Genomic DNA, 23015 nt, shown 5'->3' with positions numbered 1-23015 from the left:
TTTCGGCCTATTCGTGACGCTCGTGCGGCCTACCGGCCCGGAACGTGGAAGCCCGTGCAGCCAAAGCTGTCGTAGTCGGTGGGGCTGTTCTTGACGTGGTACAGGACCGCCGTCCAGTCGCCGGGGTCGTTCTGCACGGGAATCCCGGGGGCGATGTGACCCTCGAAGTGGCTCTGGAAGTCGTCCGGGTACGTCAGCTCGATGAATCCGCCGTCCTTCCAGTACTTGTAGATGTCGACGGGCTTGCTGGTGTAGCCGATGGACTTGTTCGGCCCCATCGAGTCGAACGGCTTGCCCGTCTCGTCGTCGATGTCGTGCGGCGGCTTGACCCCCACCGAGACGTAGTACGGCGCGGGCTTCGACTCGGAGAGCTCCGCGTACTTGAACCGGAAGGAGATCTTCGCCTTCTCACCGACGTACGCGGACTCGGGGTCCTCGCCGCCGCTGACACTGGTCTGCAGGTCGCCGGGCGGGCTCACGGCGTTGATCAGGCCGCACTGGCCGATGCCGTGGGCGACTTCGTCCGGCTTGGTCGACAACCGCCAGTAGTCGTTGGAGATCCTGTTGTTCTCTATGTAGGCGGGCACCTCGTGCACGGCGGTACTCGCCGACGCGGAGGCGGAGGCGGGCGGTGTGGCGCTCCCCTCCTGCCTCCCGCCCTGTCCCCCGTCCTGCATCGTCCGCAGGGCCACGGCGGAGGCCGCCCCGACGACGGCCGCGGCCGCGATGCCCACGACCCAGCGTGTGCGCCGGGGACGCGCACGCACGGGAACGGTCGGCTGTTGCATCGGAGCGAGCGTCGCAATGTGGGCCCTGGGCCCGACCGTGGGGATGTACCCGGGACCCGCCGTCGGCAGCTGGGCCGACGCCGCCGGAGCCAGGCCGGCCGCCACGGCGGCCGCGAGGTCCGGGGGCGGACGCTCGGCGTCGGCGGTGAGCCGTACGTACGCCGGGTCTTCGGCCAGTGAGGACGACACCGAGCACCGTGCTATGACCGCGTCGAGCGCCGGCCGTCGAGCGGGATCCTTGGCGACGCACTCTTGTATCAGCGCCGCGAGGCCCGGCTCCGCACCGGCGACGTCGATCTCCTCGTGAACGACGCGGTACGACACGGCGTGCGCGGCGCCGGATCCGAACGGGGGGCGCCCGGTGACGGCGTAGGCCATGGTCGCGCCCAGGGCGAACACGTCGACGCTCGGGCTCACCTGATTGCGTACCAGGACTTCGGGCGCGCTGTATCCGGGTGTGCCCGGAGCGAACCCGGTCTGGGTCAGGGCCGTGTCCTCGATTCCACGGGCGATACCGAAGTCGATGAGCAGCGGACCCTGTGGCGAGAGGATGACGTTCTGCGGCTTCAGATCCCGGTGGGTGACCCCGTGTGCGTGGACCGCCGCGAGGCCCTCCGCGAGCGCTGCGAACAGCCCCCGGCAGGTCTCCGCGGGCAGCGGGCCGCTTTCCGTGACGGCCTGGGCCAGGGTGGGCCCCGAGACGTACTCGGTGGCCAGCCAGTAGGGGGCGCGGTCCAACGAGGCGTCAATGAGGTTGGCCGTGTAGGCGCTCCGGACCGTCCGCGCGGTCTCCACCTCGCGCCGGAACCGGGCCAGCGCCTCGGGATGGTCGGTGATCTCGTCGCGGATCACCTTGATGGCGACGAGCCGCCCGCCGGGCGACCGCCCGAGATGGACCTGCCCCATCCCGCCCGCCCCGAGCCGGGCGAGCAGCGTGTACGTGCCTATGTGCGGCGGGTCCTGAGGCTTGAGCGCATCCACGGACCTACCTTGCCACGAAGATCAGTTGACGGTCCGGGATGTCTCGGGGATCCAGCGGCGTCCCGGGGATCTGTCAGGGTTCGGCGGTCGCGTCCTTGTACAAATCGGCCGCAGCCCTGCCCAGCGCCACGCTGTACGACACGTCGTCGGTGTCGCCGCCCTCCTCGTGGCCGCCGAGGATGCCGACGACCTGGCCGTCGCCGTTGATCCAGGGGCTGCCGCTGGTGCCGCTGGTGAAGGCGGGGCAGTCGATGCGCTGCTGGGTCTTGCTGTGCGCGGTCGGCTTGTTGGTGCAGCTGATGGGCGCCTCGCGGGAGTCGGGGTAGCCGGTGACGGTCACGGCGGTGGCGCCGGTGGCGGTGCCGGTCGTGAACCGGTTGGCTCCCACCACGTCCTCGATCGGTCTGTCGTCCACGTCGTCGACGGTGGCGAAGGCCAGGTCGCTGTCCTCGTCCTGCTCCTTGGCCCACCCGTCGGGCAGATAGCGGTGCCGCAGCTTCCACACCCCGTACGGTGCCTTCCCATCCCGGTAGCCCGGCACGAACACCAGGTCGGTACCGGTGTCGCTCACACAGTGCGCGGCGGTGGCGATGAGGTCGCCCTGGGGGCTGTGCACGACCGAGGCCGTGCAGAAGTGCCCGCCGGACAGGCTGTCGGCCCGGTCCGCGCCGAACAGCGCGCCGACGCGCGCCGCCTGCCGTGACACGACGACGTCGGCGGTGACCCCCAAGGGCCCCCGCCCGTCATCGGCGGCCGCCACGGACGCCGAGGTCAGGGTGAGCATCACCACGGCGCCGAGCAGTGCGGGACGCGAGGTGAGCGAGATGCGTGAGATGCGCTTCATCAGCCCCCACTCTGTCCCACAAAAGCGAGAAACCCGCTCCGACTTCACTGAGATTTTCCTGTGAAACCTCCCTACGGCGGCTGAGCTTGACCGTCCAGAGGCACGTCGCAGGCAGCGACGTCACCACCGTACTGGGCGATGTCCCGTCGCGCCCCCGCATCACCTCCTTTCACAGTACGAGCAGGAATGACTACCGTATGTCACGGCACTGACAGTCCGCCCGCCGCGGCTGCCCGCGCCCGCTTCCAGGCGGTCGGCCTCGGGTTCCGGGCGGTCGCCCTCGGGTTCCGGGCGGTCGCCCTCGGGTTCCGGGCGGTCGCCCTCGGGTTCCGGGCGGTCGGTTTCAGGCGGCCGGCTTCAGATCCCAGGTCACCCCCGTCAGCTCCTCCGACAGAGTCCACAGCCGGCGGGCCGCCTCCGGGTCGCCGGCCGCCGCGCTGCGGCCGACCAGCGTGGGGGCGCCGCGCATCTCGCCGAGGCCGGCGGGGCCGACGTAGGACGCGCCGGGCAGGTCCTGGCTCGCGGCGTAGAGGGTGGGCAGGGCGCCGGCCTTGTCGCTCTGCGCGAAGACCTTGTTGGCGACGGCCATGAAGGCCCTGGCCAGGGGGTTGGCGTGGTGGCTCTGGAGGTTGGTGGCCGCGTAGCCGGGGTGCGCGGCGAGGGCGCGGACCGGGGATCCGGCCTCGGTCAGGCGGCGCTGCAGTTCCAGGGTGAAGAGGAGATTGGCCAGCTTGGACTGGGCGTAGGCGCGGGTCGGGGTGTAGCGGCCGCGCAGGTTCACGTCCTCGAAGTGGATCACCCCGTCGCCCGCACGGTGGAGGCCTGAGGCCAGTGTCACCACCCGGTCCGTCACCTGCGGCAGCAGCAGGTTGGTCAGCGCGAAGTGCCCGAGATGGTTGGTGCCGAACTGCATCTCGAAGCCCTGCTTGGTGCGCTGCTCCGGCAGCATCATCACGCCCGCGTTGTTGATCAGCAGATCCAGCGGGCGGTCCCAGGCGTCCGCGAACTCCCGTACCGAGTCCAGGTCGGCCAGGTCCAGACGGCGCACCTCGGTGCTGCCGCCCACCCGCGCCGCGGCGGCGCCGCCCCGCGCGAGGTCCCGTACGGCGAACACCACATGCGCTCCGGCGCGGGCCAGCGCCTCGGCGGTGACGAGGCCGAGGCCGCTGTTGGCGCCGGTGATCACGGCCGTACGGCCGGAGAAGTCGGGCAGGTGGGTCACGTTCCACTTCGTCGTATCAGCCATGCCTCGAATGTAGGCATCGACAACAAAGCTGTCAACGACAACATCCCGATACGATGGTGCGCATGCCGCGCCCGTCCTCCTCGCCCCCGAGCCGCCCCTACCACCACGGAGACCTGCGCGCCGCCCTGCTCACGAGCGCCGAGCGCACCCTGCGCGACAAGGGGGCCGGCGCCCTGTCCCTGCGCGAGCTGGCCCGGGACATCGGCGTGAGCCACGCGGCCCCCGGCCGGCACTTCAAGGACAAGCAGGCCCTGCTCGACGCCCTCGCGCTGGACGGATACGAGCGCCTGAACAGGGCCCTGGCCGCGGCCGCCCTGCACCCCGGCCTCGACTTCGACGAGCGGATGACCGCGCTCGCCCGCGCCTACCTCGGCTTCGCCGTCGAGAACCCCGAGCTGCTGGAGCTGATGTTCGCGCGCAAGCACGACCCCGACAGCTCCGACCGGCTCGCCGCGGCCGTCGACCAGTCCCTCGGCTCCCTCACCCGGATGATCGCCGACGCCCAGGAGCGCGGCGAGATCGTGCCGGGCGACCCCGAGCGCATCACCATGGTCGCCGCCGCGAGCCTGCACGGCCTCGCCGCGCTCATCGCCAGCTGCGCACTGGACGCCGAGGAAGCGATGAACGGCCTGGCCGAACACGTCCATCTGCTACTGAACGGACTCCGGCCGCGGTAACACGCGCCGGTCGCGGAGCAGTTACGCGCGTAGCCGCGCCCTGTGGCCGGGCTGCGCCCAGGGTCAAGCGGCGCCCAGCACAGAGCCAGCACAAAGCCATTGATCAGTAAGCCGTCAACCGCCTTGAGCAATGCGGCAGTCAGGATTCCACCAGGCTTCTTGTTGTCGCGTACTCAACAAGCGATGGTCGTCGCGGGCCGCCGCCCCCACCGGTCACCCATCGGTGGACCCTCACACCCGCAGGCCTCTGTCCACCACTTCCAGGAGGCTGTACCTTGCGTACGACCAACCCCAACTTCCCCCACATAAGAGGCAGATGGGCCCGGATCGGCTCGGCCGCCTTCGGCGCCGCCGCGCTCGTCGTCGCCGGTCTCGGCACCACCGCCCACGCCGGCACGGACACCGCCGCCACGAGCCACAAGGTGAGCGCCAAGGCCGTCGCCGCCCAGGTCGCCAAGGCCCATGTGCGCTACGAGAAGGCGTGCGGCGCCACCCCGAAGAAGGGCTACGCCGCCTGCCACGCACTGCGCGTCACCGGCGGCACCACCGCGTTCATGGAGAAGCAGGCCGCCCTGAAGGGCATCACACCCAAGACGGTCCAGCCGAACGCCGCGTCCGCCTCCCCCACCGGATACGGCCCCTCGGACATCCAGTCGGCCTACGGCCTGGCCTCCGCCGCCTCCTCGGGCGGCTCGGGCGAGACCGTCGCCATCGTCGACGCCTACGACGACCCGAACGCCGAGGCCGACCTCGCGACCTACCGCTCGCAGTACGGCCTGCCGGACTGCACCACCGACAACGGCTGCTTCAAGAAGGTCTCCCAGACCGGCTCCACGACCTCCCTGCCCGCGGCCGACAGCGGCTGGGCCGGTGAGGAGTCCCTCGACCTCGACATGGTCAGCGCGACCTGCCCGAACTGCAACATCCTCCTGGTCGAGGCCAAGTCCGCGTCCGACGCCAACCTGGGCACCGCGGTGAACGAGGCCGTCAAGCTGGGCGCCAAGTTCGTCTCCAACAGCTACGGCGGCTCGGAGTCGTCCTCCGACACCTCGTACGACTCCAAGTACTACAACCACCCGGGCGTCGCCATCACCGCGAGCGCGGGCGACAGCGGCTACGGCGCCGAGTACCCGGCCGCCTCGAAGTACGTGACCGCCGTCGGCGGCACCGCCCTGACGACCTCCTCCGACAGCCGCGGCTGGACCGAGAGCGTCTGGAACACCTCCAGCACCGAGGGCACCGGCTCCGGCTGCTCCGGCTACGACGCCAAGCCCAGCTGGCAGACCGACAGCGGCTGCTCCAAGCGCATGATCGCCGACGTCTCGGCGGTCGCCGACCCGGCCACCGGCGTCTCCGTCTACGACACCTACGGCTCCGACGGCACCGGCTGGAACACCTACGGCGGCACCAGCGCCTCCTCCCCGATCATCGCCTCGGTCTACGCCCTCGCCGGCACCCCGGGCAGCAGCGACTACCCGGCCCAGTACCCGTACAAGGCGGCCGGCACCTCCGCCCTGAACGACGTCACCAGCGGCAGCAACGGCACCTGCTCGACCTCGTACTTCTGCACCGCAAGGTCCGGCTACGACGGCCCGACCGGCTGGGGCACCCCGCAGGGCACGTCGGCCTTCGGCGCGAGCTGAGCACGGCCTGATCCGCCCCGTCGGGTCACGGGGAGCCGCCAGGTGAGGGGGACGTGGGGTCCCCTCGGCGGCACGGAAGGAAGACGGGCCACGGCAGCCGGCCGCGGCCCGTTTTCCCTGTCCGGATCCGGGGCCGTTCTCCTGTCCGACTCCCGTGAAACAGCCATGTGTTGCGTCAAGTGAACGGAATGGTTCGGTAAGGCGGACCCCAGGATCCCCGCCACCCCCTGGTTGTCACGTACTCAACAAGTCACAGTCTTCGTCGTACCGCCGCACGCACCCGCACAGCCCTGTTCCCACCCCCCACCCGGAAACCAGGAGCTGCACATGCGTACGACTCCCCCCGTCAGACCCACGGCCGCACCCGGCCACCGGCGCCGCCTCACCGCCGTCCTCGCGGCCACCGCCGCACTCGCCCTCGCCGGCCTCGGCACCGCCGCCCACGCGGACGCGGCCGCCCCCACGGCGCACGCGACCTGGACCGCGGCCCCCTGCGCCACCCCCAAGCACCACGGCGAACTCGCCTGCGACTCCTTCCGAGTGACCGGCGGCCTCACCGCCTTCCAGAAACAGCAGGCCGCGAGGACCGGCGTCACCCCGAAGGCCGCCGACGCCGCCACCCCCTCCGGCTACGGCCCCTCCGACCTCCGGTCGGCCTACGGCCTCACCTCCGCCGCCTCGTCCAAGGGCTCCGGCGAGACCATCGCCATCGTCGACGCGTACGACGACCCGAACGCGGCGGCCGACCTCGCGAAGTACCGCTCGTACTACGGCCTCCCCGCCTGCACCACGTCCAGCGGCTGCTTCAAGAAGGTCAGCCAGACCGGCTCCACCACCTCCCTGCCCACCGCCGACAGCGGCTGGGCCGAGGAGGAGTCCCTCGACCTCGACATGGCCTCCGCGATCTGCCCGAACTGCAACATCCTGCTGGTCGAGGCCAAGTCCGCGACGATGGCCAACCTGGGCAAGGCCGTGAACGAGGCGGTGGCCCTGGGCGCGAAGTACGTCTCCAACAGCTACGGCGGCTCGGAGTCGTCCTCCGACACGTCGTACGACTCCTCCTACTTCAACCACCCGGGCGTCGCGATCACCGTGTCGGCCGGCGACGGGGGCTACGGCGCCGCATACCCGGCGGCCTCGAAGTACGTGACCGCGGTGGGCGGCACGGCCCTCACCAAGTCCTCCTCCGCCTCCCGCGGCTGGACGGAGTCGGTCTGGAGGACGAGCAGCACGGAGGGCACGGGCTCAGGCTGCTCCGCCTACGACCCGAAGCCCAGCTGGCAGACCGACACCGGCTGCTCCAGGCGCACCGTCTCGGACGTCTCGGCGGTGGCCGACCCGGCGACCGGCGTCTCGGTCTACGACTCCTACGGAGTGACCGCCGGCTGGTACACCTTCGGCGGCACCAGCGCCAGCTCGCCCATCATCGCCGGCGTCTACGCGCTCGCCGGCACCCCGTCAAGCGGCAGCTACCCGGCCAAGTTCCCCTACACCGCGGCCGGCACCTCCGCACTGAACGACGTCACCAGCGGCAACAACGGCACCTGCTCCCCGAGCTATCTGTGCACCGCTCGATCGGGCTACGACGGCCCGACCGGATGGGGTACCCCCGAGGGCACGTCGGCCTTCACCGGCTGACCGCTCCCACTGCTCCGCACGTCAAGGCCCCGGCGCGCACACCGTCGGGGCCTTGGCCATTTCGCGCACCTCCCCCATGAGAACATCGTGTCGACGCCTCACCCGACCGGCCGTCAGAAACCGCGCCAGGTCGTAGAGGGGGACAACGACAGAACCACACGACAGGTTCCGGTCGGACCTCGTTGCCCGGCGTGACCTGCCGTGATACACAGAGTGACCGTACGGGCTATTCGTACGAAACCCGCCAGTCAATGACGTCAAGTCGACATACGTTGGCGGCGTTGTCGGCGACAATGAGGCCTGACCTCTGCACACCGCAGAGGGCCAGACGGAACTACCCATCAGGGGCGGTGACTTACATGCTCTTTGCGGCCGACAAGGGAGACATCAACACCATCATCGGCGGGATCGCCCCGAACTGGGGCCCCTTCGGCAGCCTGGGCAACGAGGCCAAGGTGATGATCGAGGTGGTCATGGCCGTAGCCATCCTCCTGTGCCTCGGCATCGCGGTCTGGGGCGCGGCGAAGCAACGCATCGGCGCCACGGCCCTGCGCGACACCTTCAGCGCGGAACAGGGCAAGGGCCTCATCATCGCCGGTCTGACCGGGGTCTTCATCATCGGCTCCCTCGGCACCCTGTTCACCATCGTGTACGGCATGGCGGTCTAACCCTCCCCTCCCCCGCCCGTCCCTTCCGGCTGAGGTTGCGTCTCCCTGATGTCTAGTCACCACACCGCACCCACGCGGGAACCAGCACGGCTACCGTCGTATGCCTACGAGGGTGAGTACGAGGGTGAGGGGGCGCACACGGCATGAATCCCGGAGACGAAGAGTCCTACCCGGACTACGGCGACACCACGGGCCACACCCGCACCCGCCTCCCCGAGAACGACCCCTACGGCGGCGCCCCCCGCCGCGCCCCCCGCCGCTCCTCCTCCCGCAGCCTGGTCACCGTGGTCGGCGTAGTGGTCCTCCTCATCGCAGCGATCGCATTCGCCAACAGAGGCGACCATTCGCCGACGGACGGCTCGACCGCGAAGAACGACAAACCGGCGGCTGCTCCCACGGCGCCCAGCGGAACGCGGCCCGTGGACACCAAGTCCGCCGGAGTACCCACGGGATTCGCCCACACGGAGCAAGGAGCGCAGTCGGCGGCCTCGAACTACGCCGTGGCGCTGGGGTCCACCGACATGTTCAAGAGGGGCAGCCGCGACATCCTCCTGCAGCTCCTCTACACCTCCGAGGCGGCCGCCCGTCTCCAGGGCGCGATGGATCAGGCCTACTCGGCCGGCTTCCTCGCGAAGATGGGACTCGACGCCGCGGGCGACCCGCCCAAGGGCAGTACGTTCGTCTCCCGGGTGGTCCCGGTCGGCGCGACGGTGCAGAGCTACACGGACACCGACGCCAAAGTAGCGGTGTGGTACCTGGGGCTCATCGGCATGGCCGGCAGCAGCTCGACCGATCCGGTCACCTCTTCCTGGAAGACGTGGACGTTCGATCTGCAGTGGGCCCACGGCGACTGGAAGATCGTCTCCGACACGCAGCAGGACGGCCCGGCGCCGGTACCCGGCGACGACAAGGCCGCCACCTCCGACGAGATCACCAAGGCCATCGAAGAGTACGGAGGCTTCACGTATGCCCGGTAGCCCGCAACGTGCGCTCAAGCTCGCCGGAGTCGTGACAGCCGTACAGACCACGGCCGTACTGCTGGCCACGCGCGCCTTCGCCGAGCCCTCACCCACTTCTTCCGGCAGCCCGTCGCCCGCACCGTCGAAGAGTAAGTACAACTGCGACGTCATCTCCGGCGAGGCCAAGAAATACTGCGAACGCGGCAACACCTCCAGCGGCTCCGGCGGTGCCAACGTCCCGGACACCTCCACCCTCGACCCCCTCTCCTCCCTGGCCAAGGGCTGTGCCGAGGCTGCCTCCTGGACCATCGACAAGCTGAGCAAAGCCGTGAAGGAGACCGCCAACGTCGACTTCACGAACCCGAAGTTTCTGCAGCAGTACGCCATCGTCTTCGCCGCGTCCACGATCCTCACGCTCCTGCTGTGGCTCCTGGCCGTGGCCAAGCGAGCCGTACGCGGCGTGCCCCTCACGACCGCCATCTCGGAAGCCGTCGGCTTCCTGTGGCTCACCGTGCTCGCCTCCGCCTTCACCCCGCTGATCCTGTACACCGTCGTGTCGGCCACCGACGGCGTGACCGACGTCCTCGCCAAGGCCACCGGCGACCAGGCCGACACGTTCTTCGGCACGTTCTCCGGCGCCCTGAACAAGGGCAACAACATCGGCGGCGGCCCCATCATGCTGATCGTCGTCTCCCTGGTCAGCATCCTCGCCTCCGGCGTCCTCTGGCTGGAGCTGGTCATCCGCGCCGCGCTCCTCTACGTCGGCGCCCTCCTCGGCACCGTCGTCTACGCCGGACTGGTCGACAAGAACCTGTGGGGGCACGTGCGGCGCTGGGCCGGCATCATGATCGCGGTCATCCTCGTCAAACCCGTGATCGTGATCGTGCTCGGGCTCGCCGGGGCACTGTCCAGCGGCAACGGCCCCGACTCCTTCTCCGCGGTCGTCTCCGGCCTCGCCATCATCCTGCTCGCCATCTTCGCCAGCGCGATGATCTACCGCTTCGTCCCCGGCTTCGGCGACGAGATCGCCAACGGCCGCAACAACCGCATCATGCAGGGCGCCGAGAGCAAGGCCGCCGCCGTCATCAGCTCCCCCGCCACCCTCGTCGCCCAGGGCATCAAGACCCACAGCTCCCGCGCCGACAGCAACAGCGGCGCGGGAGGGCAGGCGAACAGCGCACCCCGCCCCGCCAACCCCGCCAGCGGCGGAGTCGCCGCCCACAGCAGCCGTACCCCCACCGGCGGCGGAGCCGTCCCCTCCGCCACACCCGCGCCCCGCGCGCCCAGCCCCGCCAACACTCCGCACGCCGGCAACACCCGCAACATCAACCGCACGGGAGGTGAAGGGCGTTGACGACCGAGTCCCATCTGTCCCATCCGGTCACGCCCCGCCGTACGTATCTCATCGGCCGCGCCCGGCCGAACGCGATCGTCGGCCGGAACCGCGAATCCGGCGAGATCGCGCTGATCGTCGCCGGCGCGTTCCTCGGCATGATGTGCGGCCTCCTCGTCCCGGTCCTGAGCCTGCGGATCGCCCTGCTGACGGGCTTCCCGATGCTCGCGCTCGCCGCGGTCTACGTGCCGTACAAGCGCCGCACCTTCTACAAGTGGTTCGAGATCAACCGCAGCTACAAACGGACCATCAAGGGCGGCAACGCCGTCTACCGGTCCACCGTCATGGAGGCTGGGACGCGGCTCGACGGGCGGGAGGTCGAGATCGGGCCGCCGCCCGGCATCGGCCGCATCACCTGGCTCGCCGCGCCCTTCGGACCGGACGAGATCGCCGTACTGCTGCACGCCGACCGCAAGACCGTCACCGCCGCCATCGAGATCGAGGGCCCCGGCGTCGGCCTGCGCGACTCCGAGGACCAGGAGGCCCTGGTCGACCGGTTCGGCACCCTGCTCAAGCATGTCGCCAACGGCGACGGCTTCGTGACCCGGCTGCAGATGCTCGCCCGCACCCTGCCCGCCGACCCCGACGCCCACGCCAAGGACGTCGCCCTGCGCGGCGACGGCCGCTCCCTGGAGTGGCTCCAGCGGTCCTACGACCAGCTGCAGTCCATGGTGTCCACCAGCAGCGAGCAGCACCGCGCCTACCTCGTCGCCTGCATGCACTACACCCGCGAACTGGCCGCCGAGGCGAACGCCATGGCCCGCGCCGTCCGCGCCCAGGGCAGCAAGGTCGACCGGGACGCCGGGCTCGCCGTCGTCATGGCCCGCGAGCTGACCGACATCTGCTCCCGGCTCCAGGAAGCCGACATCCGGGTACGGCAGCCGCTCGGCCAGGGCCGGCTGGCCTCCCTCATCCACTCCATGTACGACCCCGACCACCCCATCGACCACATCCAGGCCATGACCCAGCGCAACGCCTGGCCGGCCGAGCTGGACGCCATGGAGCCCACCTATCTGCAGGCCAAGACCCGGGAGTCGTACACCCGGGCCCCCTGGTGCCATGCCACCGCCTGGGTGAAGGAGTGGCCGATGACCCCGGTGGGCGTGAACTTCCTGGCGCCCCTCCTCGTCCACACCCCCGACGTCATCCGAACGGTCGCCGTCACGATGGATCTCGAACCCACCGAGGTAGCCATCGAACGCATGCTGACCGAGAAGACCAACGACGAGGCCGAGGCCTCCCGTGCCGCCAAGATGAACCGGACCGTCGACCCCCGTGACGTCGCGGCCCACCACCGCCTCGACCAGCGCGGCGAAGACCTCGCCAGCGGCGCCGCCGGCGTCAACCTCGTCGGCTACATCACCGTCTCGTCCCGCACCCCGGAGGCCCTCGCCCGCGACAAGCGCACGATAAGAGCCTCCGCCGGCAAGTCGTACCTCAAGCTGGAGTGGTGCGACCGAGAGCACCACCGCGCCTTCGTGAACACACTTCCCTTCGCCACCGGCATCCGAAGGTAGGGGCTGATTCACCGATGCGGGATCCGCTGTCCGTCCTCACCGACGCCTTCACCTCCTTCCTGTTCGGGAAGGTCGAGACGACCCGGCTTCCGGTACGCACCTCCACGGGCCAGGCCCAGGCGGTCTACCTGCCCACCGCCGCGCCCGGCCTCGGCGACTCCGGCGTCATCATCGGCCGCGAGGTGTACTCCGGAAAGGGCTACATCTACGACCCCTTCCAGCTGTACGGCCAGCAGCTCCCGGCCCCGCACTGGCTGGTCCTCGGCGAGTCCGGCAACGGCAAGTCGGCCCTGGAGAAGACCTACGTCCTGCGCCAGCTGCGCTTCAAGGACCGCCAGGTCGTCGTCCTGGACGCCCAGGGCGAGGACGGCGTCGGCGAGTGGAATCTGATCGCGGAGGAGCTGGGGATAACTCCCATCCGGCTCGACCCGACCGCCGCCCTGGACCACGGCATCCGCCTCAACCCCCTCGACCCCGCGATCACCACCACGGGCCAGCTCGCGCTGCTCCGCACCATCATCGAGGTCGCGATGGGCCACGGCCTCGACGAACGCTCCGGCTTCGCCCTGAAGGTCGCCCACTCCTACGTCAACGAGTCCATCCTGGACCGCCAGCCGGTCCTGACCGACATCGTCGAGCAGCTACGGCACCCGGAGCCCGAGTCGGCCGAGTCGATGAACGTCGCCATAGACGACGTACGCGCCTGGGGTCTCGATGTCGCGCTCGTACTGGACCGGCTGGTCGACGGCGACCTGCGGGGCATGTTCGACGGCCCGACCACGGTCGGCATCGACCTCGACGCCCCGCTCATCGTCTTCGACCTCTCCCACATCGACCGCAACTCCATCGCCATGCCCATCCTCATGGCGATCGTCGGCGTATGGCTGGAGCACACCTGGATCCGCCCCGACCGGAAGAAGCGCATCTTCCTGGTCGAGGAGGCCTGGCACATCATCAACAGCCCCTTCGTGGCCCAGCTGTTCCAGCGCCTGCTCAAGTTCGGCCGCCGGCTCGGCCTGTCCTTCGTCGCGGTCGTCCACCACCTGTCCGACGTCGTCGACGGAGCCGCGGCCAAGGAAGCGGCGGCGATCCTCAAGATGGCCTCCACCCGCACCATCTACGCCCAGAAGGCGGACGAGGCACGGGCCACCGGCCGGGTGCTGGGTTTGCCGAGGTGGGCGGTGGAAATCATCCCGACACTGACGCCCGGCATCGCCGTCTGGGACGTCAACGGCAACGTCCAGGTGGTCAAACACCTCGTCACCGAGACGGAACGCCCCCTGGTCTTCACCGACCGCGCGATGACCGAGTCCTCCAGCGACCTCATGGCCGACGACGCCCTGCGCGCCGCCGAGCTGGAGGCCGAGCAGCGGGCGGCGGCCTTCGTGGAACAGCACCTGGGCGACTCCGAATCGACGGTGGCGTAGGGGCACGGGCACAGGGGAGGAACGGGTGAGACCGGACGCTCACGAGCGCCGCCGGGAGGGCCAGGGCGGCATCCCCGACGGCCTGCTGGTCGGCATACTCGCGTTCCTCCTCGGCATGACCGTGCTGGTGTGGACGGCCACGGGCCTGGCGGCCCTCTTCGCCAAGGGCGCCTGGCCCCACGGCGTCACCTTCACCCGCACCCCCGTGGCCATGCGCCACCTGATCGCCGCGCCCCACGACATCAGCGGCGCCTGGCCGGACACCCCCGCCTCCCGGCTCTCCGGCTGGGGCCTCTTCTGGGGCCTGTTCATCGGCCAGCTGATGGCCCTGTTCGTCCTCACCGTGTTCGTGATCGGAACGGTGGCCAGATGGCGAGCGGGCCGGGGACGGCGGGCCAGGGCGGGCAAGGGCGCGGTGCGGCCCGCTGTGCCGAGTGAGGGGGCGGTGCAGCCGACGGCAGCGCCCGAGGCCGTCGTACGGCCGACGGCACCGACCGAGCAGACCGAGCGGCGGTACGAGGTCCCGCTCCCGCGTACCGAGACGGTGCCCACGCCGCCGGTGCCCCTCGAAGGGGCGGTACCGCAACTGCCGTCGCCCGGCCTGCCGGCCGACGGCGAGCGGATGGGCGGGTGGGAGAAGATCCTCCTGGCACCCAGGGAAAGCCGCCACACAACGGCGAGCCGGGCCATCCAGGACGCGCCCGGCCCGACCCTGGTCGTCACGTCGAACCCAGCCCTGTGGGCGGAGACCAAGGACGCAAAGGCCAAACTGGGCCCCACCCTCCTCTACGACCCCGCCCACCTCTGTGACACCCCGTCCCGCCTGCACTGGTCGCCCACAACGGGCTGCGAGGACAAACAGACCGCACTGACCAGAGCCACCGCCCTCCTCGCCCCCGTACAACCCACGGCCAAGCTGGACCAGGCGGTCGCGGACACGGCGACCACCCTCCTGCGCAGCTATCTCCACGCCGCCGCCCTGGACAACCGCACCATCCGCCACGTCCACCGCTGGTCCCAGGGCACCCAGATCCAGGACGCCGTACGCACGCTCCGCACCCACCCCAAGGCCGCCCCCGGCGCCGCCGGCGAACTGGAGGCCGCGCTCACCGCGCACCCCGAACGCCGGGACATCGCCCAGGAGTTGACCAGCCGCGCGCTGTCCGCCCTGTCCACGGTCAACATCCGTGAAGCCTGCACCCCAAACCGAACTGATGCGCTCGCCTTGGATTCCTTCGTCCATGAAGGGGGCACGCTTTATGTGGTCGGTGAATCCATCGAGGACCCCAAGAGCAATCCCGGCGCGATGCCCCTGCTGACGGCCCTCGTCTCAAGCGTGGTCGAGCGCGGCCGGCGCATGGCCGAACGGTCATCCTCCGGTCGGCTCGACCCACCACTCACGCTGGTCCTGGACGACATCGCGGCCGTGGCCCCGCTCCCCCAACTCCCGGATCTGCTCGCCGCGGGCACCGACCAGGGCCTGCCGACGCTCGCCCTCCTCCGCTCCCGCGAACAGGCCCGCTCCCGCTGGCCCCACCGGGAACTCCCGGTCTAGGACAGCCACTCCAGCACGAACTCCAACTCGTTCTGCGCCTCGTCCTTGAAGAACGGCACGACCACCCCGCTCGGCACGAACCCCGCCTTGCGGTAGGCGCCCTGAGCCCGTTCGTTCTCCTCGTGCACGAGGAGCCGCACCCGCTCCGCACCCCGCTCCCGCGCCCAGGCCACGCCGACATCGAACAGGGCCTTGATCAGCCCGTTCCCCCGGTGCTCGGGCCGGACGTACACCCCGACGACATGCCCCTGCCGGCGCTCGACGGCATACCCCGCCCAGTCCTTCGTCCCGGCCTCCTCCATGAGTACGGTGACCGAGCCGGCCCAGCTCCCGTCGGGGGCCTCGGCGATGAACTGCCGGGCCGCCGTGGATCCCTCGCCCGACCCGACGGCTCTGTCCTGCCAGAACGCGTCGGTCTTGGCCACGGCGTCCTCGTAGTCCTCCAGAAAGGCGAGCGGCGCGGCCGGATCCCGCAACGCGTCCAGCCGCAGCTGCTTCACGCGGCGCCAGTCGCCCGGTCGTATGGCGCGGATGACGTAGTCACCGCTGTTGTCAGTGCTGGTCAGGGAGCTCATGGGGTCACCGTAGTGCCGGCCGCTGTCCGTGGCATCCCATATTGTGGACGCCATGACAAATCTGCCACAACGGCCGAACACCGCCCTACTTGTCATCGACGTACAGAACGGCGTGATGGTGCCGGGCTCGCCGCACCTCGACGAGGTCATCGCCAACATCAACACCCTGATCGGCAAGGCCCGCACGGCAGACGTGCCGGTGATCTGGGTACAGCACCAGGACGAGGAACTGGTCCCCGGTACGGAGGCCTGGGAGTACGTCCCGGAGCTGAAGCGCCTCGACGCCGAGCCCCTCATCGCCAAGACCTACCGGGATTCCTTCGAGGACACCGACCTGGAGTCCGTGCTGGCCGACCGCGGGGTGGGCCGGCTGGTCGTCACGGGCGCCCAGACCGACTTCTGCGTCCGCTCGACCCTGCACGGCGCCCTGGTCCGGGGCTACGACGCGACGCTGGTGGCCGACGCCCACACGACGGAGAACCTCACCGCGTACGGCGCTCCGGCCCCGGAGCAGGTGATCGCCCACACGAACCTCTACTGGAGCGGCCAGCACGCACCGGGCCGGCAGGGCGGCACGATGAAAACGGCGGGCGTCAATTTCCAGGACTTCTAAAACCGTAAACTACCCTGAAACGCAGAAAGGCCCACGCCGGATGGCGTGGGCCTTTCTCAAGATTTGTTCGGCGGTGTCCTACTCTCCCACAGGGTCCCCCCTGCAGTACCATCGGCGCTGTGAGGCTTAGCTTCCGGGTTCGGAATGTAACCGGGCGTTTCCCTCACGCTATGACCACCGAAACACTATGAAACTGTGAACGCCACACCACGCTGTGACAACGTGGGGCTGTTCGTGGTTTCAGAACCAACACAGTGGACGCGAGCAACTGAGGACAAGCCCTCGGCCTATTAGTACCGGTCACCTCCACCAGTTACCTGGCTTCCAGATCCGGCCTATCAACCCAGTCGTCTACTGGGAGCCTTACCCCATCAAGTGGGTGGGAGTCCTCATCTCGAAGCAGGCTTCCCGCTTAGATGCTTTCAGCGGTTATCCCTCCCGAACGTAGCCAACCAGCCATGCCCTTGGCAGAACAACTGGCACACCAGAGGTTCGTCCGTCCCGGTCCTCTCGTACTAGGGACAGCCCTTCTCAAGACTCCTACGCGCACAGCGGATAGGGACCGAACTGTCTCACGACGTTCTAAACCCAGCTCGCGTACCGCTTTAATGGGCGAACAGCCCAACCCTTGGGACCGACTCCAGCCCCAGGATGCGACGAGCCGACATCGAGGTGCCAAACCATCCCGTCGATATGGACTCTTGGGGAAGATCAGCCTGTTATCCCCGGGGTACCTTTTATCCGTTGAGCGACGGCGCTTCCACAAGCCACCGCCGGATCACTAGTCCCGACTTTCGTCCCTGCTCGACCCGTCGGTCTCACAGTCAAGCTCCCTTGTGCACTTACACTCAACACCTGATTGCCAACCAGGCTGAGGGAACCTTTGGGCGCCTCCGTTACCCTTTAGGAGGCAACCGCCCCAGTTAAACTACCCATCAGACACTGTCCCTGATCCGGATCACGGACCCAGGTTAGACATCCAGCACGACCAGACTGGTATTTCAACGACGACTCCACACACACTGGCGTGCATGCTTCACAGTCTCCCAGCTATCCTACACAAGCCGAACCGAACACCAATATCAAACTGTAGTAAAGGTCCCGGGGTCTTTCCGTCCTGCTGCGCGAAACGAGCATCTTTACTCGTAGTGCAATTTCACCGGGCCTATGGTTGAGACAGTCGAGAAGTCGTTACGCCATTCGTGCAGGTCGGAACTTACCCGACAAGGAATTTCGCTACCTTAGGATGGTTATAGTTACCACCGCCGTTTACTGGCGCTTAAGTTCTCAGCTTCGCCCACCCGAAAGTGAGCTAACCGGTCCCCTTAACGTTCCAGCACCGGGCAGGCGTCAGTCCGTATACATCGCCTTACGGCTTCGCACGGACCTGTGTTTTTAGTAAACAGTCGCTTCTCGCTGGTCTCTGCGGCCACCCCCAGCTCGAGGAGCAAGTCCTCTCACCAGGCGTGGCCCCCCTTCTCCCGAAGTTACGGGGGCATTTTGCCGAGTTCCTTAACCATAGTTCACCCGAACGCCTCGGTATTCTCTACCTGACCACCTGAGTCGGTTTAGGGTACGGGCCGCCATGAAACTCGCTAGAGGCTTTTCTCGACAGCATAGGATCATCCACTTCACCACAATCGGCTCGGCATCAGGTCTCAGACTTCATGGCGTGCGGATTTACCTACACACCGTCCTACACCCTTACCCCGGGACAACCACCGCCCGGGATGGACTACCTTCCTGCGTCACCCCATCACTCACCTACTACCAGATTGGTCCGGCGGCTCCACCACTTTCCATTCCCCGAAGGGTCCGGAACGGCTTCACGGCCTCAGCATCACTGGATTCGATGTTTGACGCTTCACAGCGGGTACCGGAATATCAACCGGTTATCCATCGACTACGCCTGTCGGCCTCGCCTTAGGTCCCGACTTACCCTGGGCAGATCAGCTTGACCCAGGAACCCTTAGTCAATCGGCGCACACGTTTCTCACGTGTGTATCGCTACTCATGCCTGCATTCTCACTCGTCAACCGTCCACGACTACCTTCCAGTGCCGCTTCACCCGGCAGACGACGCTCCCCTACCCATCACAGCACCCGTTGGGGCTTATACTGCAATGACACGACTTCGGCGGTACGCTTGAGCCCCGCTACATTGTCGGCGCGGAATCACTAGACCAGTGAGCTATTACGCACTCTTTCAAGGGTGGCTGCTTCTAAGCCAACCTCCTGGTTGTCTCTGCGACTCCACATCCTTTCCCACTTAGCGTACGCTTAGGGGCCTTAGTCGATGCTCTGGGCTGTTTCCCTCTCGACCATGGAGCTTATCCCCCACAGTCTCACTGCCGCGCTCTCACTTACCGGCATTCGGAGTTTGGCTAAGGTCAGTAACCCGGTAGGGCCCATCGCCTATCCAGTGCTCTACCTCCGGCAAGAAACACACGACGCTGCACCTAAATGCATTTCGGGGAGAACCAGCTATCACGGAGTTTGATTGGCCTTTCACCCCTAACCACAGGTCATCCCCCAGGTTTTCAACCCTGGTGGGTTCGGTCCTCCACGAAGTCTTACCTCCGCTTCAACCTGCCCATGGCTAGATCACTCCGCTTCGGGTCTTGAGCGTGCTACTGAATCGCCCTGTTCGGACTCGCTTTCGCTACGGCTTCCCCACCCGGGTTAACCTCGCAACACACCGCAAACTCGCAGGCTCATTCTTCAAAAGGCACGCAGTCACGAGAACGTGCAAGCACGTTCCGACGCTCCCACGGCTTGTAGGCACACGGTTTCAGGTACTATTTCACTCCCCTCCCGGGGTACTTTTCACCATTCCCTCACGGTACTATCCGCTATCGGTCACCAGGGAATATTTAGGCTTAGCGGGTGGTCCCGCCAGATTCACACGGGATTTCTCGGGCCCCGTGCTACTTGGGTGTCTCTCAAACGAGCCGCTGACATTTCGACTACGGGGTCTTACCCTCTACGCCGGACCTTTCGCATGTCCTTCGTCTACATCAACGGTTTCTCACTCGTCCCACGGCCGGCAGACCGCAGAAGAGAGATCCCACAACCCCGTATACGCAACCCCTGCCGGGTCTCACACGCATACGGTTTGGCCTCATCCGGTTTCGCTCGCCACTACTCCCGGAATCACGGTTGTTTTCTCTTCCTGAGGGTACTGAGATGTTTCACTTCCCCTCGTTCCCTCCACACTGCCTATGTGTTCAGCAGTGGGTGACAGCCCATGACGACTGCCGGGTTTCCCCATTCGGAAACCCCGGATCAAAGCCTGGTTGACGACTCCCCGGGGACTATCGCGGCCTCCCACGTCCTTCATCGGTTCCTGGTGCCAAGGCATCCACCGTGCGCCCTTAAAAACTTGGCCACAGATGCTCGCGTCCACTGTGCAGTTCTCAAACAACGACCAGCCACCCATCACCCCACCAGAACATCCGGTGAGTGCACTGGGGCCGGCGACTGAGGAAAGTTCGTTCCCTCAGACACCCAACAGCGTGCCCGACACGACCAGCCGACCAGATCAGCGTTCCACGCCCCGAAGAGCAGTACTAGCGCCTGGTCCATCCTGGACCGTGCCGAATAATCAACGTTCCACCCATGAGCTGACCACCGCCAGACATTTGCTGGCGTAGTGGCTCTGGCTGCCTTGCGGCAGCTAGATGCTCCTTAGAAAGGAGGTGATCCAGCCGCACCTTCCGGTACGGCTACCTTGTTACGACTTCGTCCCAATCGCTAGTCCCACCTTCGACAGCTCCCTCCCACAAGGGGTTGGGCCACCGGCTTCGGGTGTTACCAACTTTCGTGACGTGACGGGCGGTGTGTACAAGGCCCGGGAACGTATTCACCGCAGCAATGCTGATCTGCGATTACTAGCGACTCCGACTTCATGGGGTCGAGTTGCAGACCCCAATCCGAACTGAGACCGGCTTTTTGAGATTCGCTCCACCTCACGGTATCGCAGCTCATTGTACCGGCCATTGTAGCACGTGTGCAGCCCAAGACATAAGGGGCATGATGACTTGACGTCGTCCCCACCTTCCTCCGAGTTGACCCCGGCGGTCTCCTGTGAGTCCCCATCACCCCGAAGGGCATGCTGGCAACACAGAACAAGGGTTGCGCTCGTTGCGGGACTTAACCCAACATCTCACGACACGAGCTGACGACAGCCATGCACCACCTGTACACCGACCACAAGGGGGACCCTGTCTCCAGGGTTTTCCGGTGTATGTCAAGCCTTGGTAAGGTTCTTCGCGTTGCGTCGAATTAAGCCACATGCTCCGCCGCTTGTGCGGGCCCCCGTCAATTCCTTTGAGTTTTAGCCTTGCGGCCGTACTCCCCAGGCGGGGAACTTAATGCGTTAGCTGCGGCACCGACGACGTGGAATGTCGCCAACACCTAGTTCCCACCGTTTACGGCGTGGACTACCAGGGTATCTAATCCTGTTCGCTCCCCACGCTTTCGCTCCTCAGCGTCAGTAATGGCCCAGAGATCCGCCTTCGCCACCGGTGTTCCTCCTGATATCTGCGCATTTCACCGCTACACCAGGAATTCCGATCTCCCCTACCACACTCTAGCTAGCCCGTATCGACTGCAGACCCGAGGTTAAGCCTCGGGCTTTCACAATCGACGTGACAAGCCGCCTACGAGCTCTTTACGCCCAATAATTCCGGACAACGCTTGCGCCCTACGTATTACCGCGGCTGCTGGCACGTAGTTAGCCGGCGCTTCTTCTGCAGGTACCGTCACTTGCGCTTCTTCCCTGCTGAAAGAGGTTTACAACCCGAAGGCCGTCATCCCTCACGCGGCGTCGCTGCATCAGGCTTGCGCCCATTGTGCAATATTCCCCACTGCTGCCTCCCGTAGGAGTCTGGGCCGTGTCTCAGTCCCAGTGTGGCCGGTCGCCCTCTCAGGCCGGCTACCCGTCGTCGCCTTGGTGAGCCATTACCTCACCAACAAGCTGATAGGCCGCGGGCTCATCCTTCACCGCCGGAGCTTTCCAGCCTCCACGATGCCGTGGAGGCTCGTATCCGGTATTAGACCCCGTTTCCAGGGCTTGTCCCAGAGTGAAGGGCAGATTGCCCACGTGTTACTCACCCGTTCGCCACTAATCCACCCCGAAGGGTTTCATCGTTCGACTTGCATGTGTTAAGCACGCCGCCAGCGTTCGTCCTGAGCCAGGATCAAACTCTCCGTGAATGTTTTCCCGTGATCGGGATGAACACCACGAGAGCGGAACAGCCGGATGGAATGACCCGACCGTTCACAGCGTCCTCGCTGTGTTTTTCAAAGGAACCTCGACCATCGGAATATTTCCGACGGACGGGGTATCAACATATCTGGCGTTGATTTTTGGCACGCTGTTGAGTTCTCAAGGAACGGTCGCTTCCTTTGTACTCACCCTCTCGGGCTTTCCTCCGGGCGCTTCCCTTCGGTGTTTCCGACTCTATCAGATCTTTTCTCGATCCGATTTCCTCGGTGCTTTCCAGGTTCCCGCGTTTTTCTCGCGGTTTCCTTTCCGGCGGTTCCGACTCTATCAGATCCTTTCGGCGTCCGACCCCCAGTCAGCGGGGTTTGTCTTCCCGGCCGTTGGGCCGTTCCGACGTCTCAAACCTTAGCGGATCCGCTCGGTGATTCCCAATCGGACCACCGGGCTTCCATTCGAATTGAATTCGGGCATGCCGAAATCGACCCGTACGGGAGATCGTGCTGAGGTGTGAGGGGTGCCGCTCGAAGCGGCGAAGGTGTTGCCGAAGAACCGTTACGGCCCTGTGGCAACCCGGAGAACTTTACGGAACCGGCAGGGGCGTGTCAACCATCCCCTGTCAAGATCTTTTCGAGTGACCTCAGCGGCTCAGTCAAGGTCGCTCAGTCGGCCGCCGGCGTCCGGCTGGGCGTGCTCCACCCTGATCAGGAGCCTGGTCAGGACCTCGCCGAGCACCGCGCGCTCCGCCGGGGTGAGGTCCTGGAGGAGGTCCTCCTCGAAGACGGTCGCCAGGCGCATCGCCTCCAGCCACTTCTCGCGGCCCTCGGGCGTCAGCTCGATGATGACCCGGACGCGGTTGGACTCGTCGCGCTCCCGGGTGACGAGCCCCTCGGCGACCATGCGGTCGATCCGGTGGGTCATCGCGGCCGGCGTGAGGCCGAGGCGCTTGGCGAGGTCGCTGGGGCCCATGCGGTAGGGGGCACCGGAGAGGACCAGCGCCTTGAGCACCTCCCACTCGGCGTTGCTGATGCCGAGGGCGCTGGTCTGGCGGCCGTAGGCGACGTTCATACGGCGGTTGAGCCGGGACAGCGCCGACACGATCTTCTCGACCTGGGGATCCAGACCCTGGAACTCGCGTTGATAGGCGGCGATCTGCTCTTCGAGGGTCGGCTCGGTGACGTCGGGGGCGGTGTCGGCCATGGCCGCAGTATGGCACGCGGCTCCTTTGCATTGAAGTCCTTCACTGTGTACTCTTTAGCTTCGAACTT

General features: G+C 67.0%; 15 protein-coding genes and 3 rRNA genes. 10 read left to right on the top strand and 8 right to left on the bottom strand.

Features of this window, described 5'->3' with window-relative positions; translation table 11 throughout:
* Positions 1-29: 29 nt before the first annotated feature.
* The 3 genes from AB5L52_RS23460 to AB5L52_RS23450 form a co-directional block, all read right to left on the bottom strand.
* Positions 30-1769, bottom strand: coding sequence for a serine/threonine protein kinase (locus tag AB5L52_RS23460; RefSeq protein WP_369365999.1), 1740 nt, complete (start codon positions 1767-1769; stop codon positions 30-32).
* A gap of 73 nt (positions 1770-1842) precedes the next feature.
* On the bottom strand, positions 1843-2613 hold the full coding sequence (locus tag AB5L52_RS23455) for a trypsin-like peptidase domain-containing protein (RefSeq protein ID WP_369365998.1): 771 nt from the start codon (positions 2611-2613) through the stop codon (positions 1843-1845).
* A 343-nt stretch (positions 2614-2956) separates the two neighbouring features.
* Positions 2957-3859 carry an oxidoreductase gene (locus AB5L52_RS23450; protein ID WP_369365995.1) on the bottom strand — a complete coding sequence of 301 codons (903 nt, stop codon included), beginning with the start codon at positions 3857-3859 and terminating at the stop codon, positions 2957-2959.
* A 62-nt stretch (positions 3860-3921) separates the two neighbouring features.
* Here AB5L52_RS23450 and AB5L52_RS23445 point away from each other — a divergent pair, with 62 nt between their 5' ends.
* The 9 genes from AB5L52_RS23445 (at position 3922) to AB5L52_RS23405 (ending at position 15336) form a co-directional block, all read left to right on the top strand.
* A complete protein-coding gene (locus tag AB5L52_RS23445) occupies positions 3922-4536 on the top strand; it encodes a TetR/AcrR family transcriptional regulator (RefSeq protein WP_369365993.1) in 615 nt (204 codons plus the stop codon).
* 275 nt (positions 4537-4811) lie between these two features.
* Positions 4812-6179 (top strand): S53 family peptidase, encoded by a 1368-nt coding sequence (locus AB5L52_RS23440; RefSeq protein WP_351030930.1) that lies wholly within the window; start codon positions 4812-4814, stop codon positions 6177-6179.
* A 327-nt stretch (positions 6180-6506) separates the two neighbouring features.
* Positions 6507-7817, top strand: coding sequence for a S53 family peptidase (locus AB5L52_RS23435; protein WP_351030933.1), 1311 nt, complete (start codon positions 6507-6509; stop codon positions 7815-7817).
* Between the two features lie 359 nt (positions 7818-8176).
* A complete protein-coding gene (locus tag AB5L52_RS23430) occupies positions 8177-8485 on the top strand; it encodes a hypothetical protein (protein ID WP_009189392.1) in 309 nt (102 codons plus the stop codon).
* Between the two features lie 143 nt (positions 8486-8628).
* Positions 8629-9462 (top strand): hypothetical protein, encoded by an 834-nt coding sequence (locus AB5L52_RS23425; RefSeq protein WP_369365989.1) that lies wholly within the window; start codon positions 8629-8631, stop codon positions 9460-9462.
* Positions 9452-10798, top strand: a complete 1347-nt coding sequence (locus AB5L52_RS23420) for a hypothetical protein (protein WP_369365987.1) — start codon at positions 9452-9454, stop codon at positions 10796-10798. The genes AB5L52_RS23425 and AB5L52_RS23420 overlap by 11 nt, the downstream gene beginning before the upstream one ends.
* Positions 10795-12354: an SCO6880 family protein gene (locus AB5L52_RS23415; protein WP_369365985.1), complete on the top strand. Its 1560-nt coding sequence runs from the start codon at positions 10795-10797 to the stop codon at positions 12352-12354. The genes AB5L52_RS23420 and AB5L52_RS23415 overlap by 4 nt, the downstream gene beginning before the upstream one ends.
* Positions 12355-12368: 14 nt before the next feature.
* Positions 12369-13781, top strand: coding sequence for an ATP-binding protein (locus tag AB5L52_RS23410; protein WP_351030943.1), 1413 nt, complete (start codon positions 12369-12371; stop codon positions 13779-13781).
* A gap of 25 nt (positions 13782-13806) precedes the next feature.
* Positions 13807-15336, top strand: a complete 1530-nt coding sequence (locus tag AB5L52_RS23405) for a type IV secretory system conjugative DNA transfer family protein (protein ID WP_369365983.1) — start codon at positions 13807-13809, stop codon at positions 15334-15336.
* Here the strand turns inward: AB5L52_RS23405 and AB5L52_RS23400 are convergent.
* Entirely contained in the window at positions 15333-15911 is a 579-nt protein-coding gene (locus AB5L52_RS23400) for a GNAT family N-acetyltransferase (RefSeq protein ID WP_351030946.1), read from the bottom strand. The two genes, AB5L52_RS23405 and AB5L52_RS23400, sit on opposite strands and share 4 nt — an antisense overlap.
* A 52-nt stretch (positions 15912-15963) precedes the next feature.
* On the opposite strand from AB5L52_RS23400, the gene AB5L52_RS23395 reads away from it, so the two are divergent.
* Positions 15964-16524: a cysteine hydrolase family protein gene (locus tag AB5L52_RS23395; RefSeq protein WP_369365980.1), complete on the top strand. Its 561-nt coding sequence runs from the start codon at positions 15964-15966 to the stop codon at positions 16522-16524.
* 65 nt (positions 16525-16589) lie between these two features.
* On the opposite strand, the gene rrf is transcribed toward AB5L52_RS23395, so the two are convergent.
* From rrf to AB5L52_RS23375, 4 genes are all read right to left on the bottom strand, one after another.
* Positions 16590-16706, bottom strand: a 5S ribosomal RNA gene (rrf, locus tag AB5L52_RS23390).
* Between the two features lie 88 nt (positions 16707-16794).
* Positions 16795-19911 (bottom strand): 23S ribosomal RNA (locus AB5L52_RS23385).
* Between the two features lie 303 nt (positions 19912-20214).
* A 16S ribosomal RNA gene (locus AB5L52_RS23380) occupies positions 20215-21740 on the bottom strand.
* Together the 16S, 23S and 5S rRNA genes form the textbook arrangement of a ribosomal RNA operon.
* A 655-nt stretch (positions 21741-22395) precedes the next feature.
* Positions 22396-22947: a MarR family transcriptional regulator gene (locus AB5L52_RS23375; RefSeq protein ID WP_351016408.1), complete on the bottom strand. Its 552-nt coding sequence runs from the start codon at positions 22945-22947 to the stop codon at positions 22396-22398.
* Between the last annotated feature and the right edge of the window lie 68 nt (positions 22948-23015).

The sequence above is a fragment of the Streptomyces sp. CG4 genome, from assembly GCF_041080655.1.
Lineage (GTDB): Bacteria > Actinomycetota > Actinomycetes > Streptomycetales > Streptomycetaceae > Streptomyces.
The sequence above is the reverse complement of the archived record's forward strand: the minus strand, read 5'-3'. Positions and strand labels throughout refer to the sequence as shown.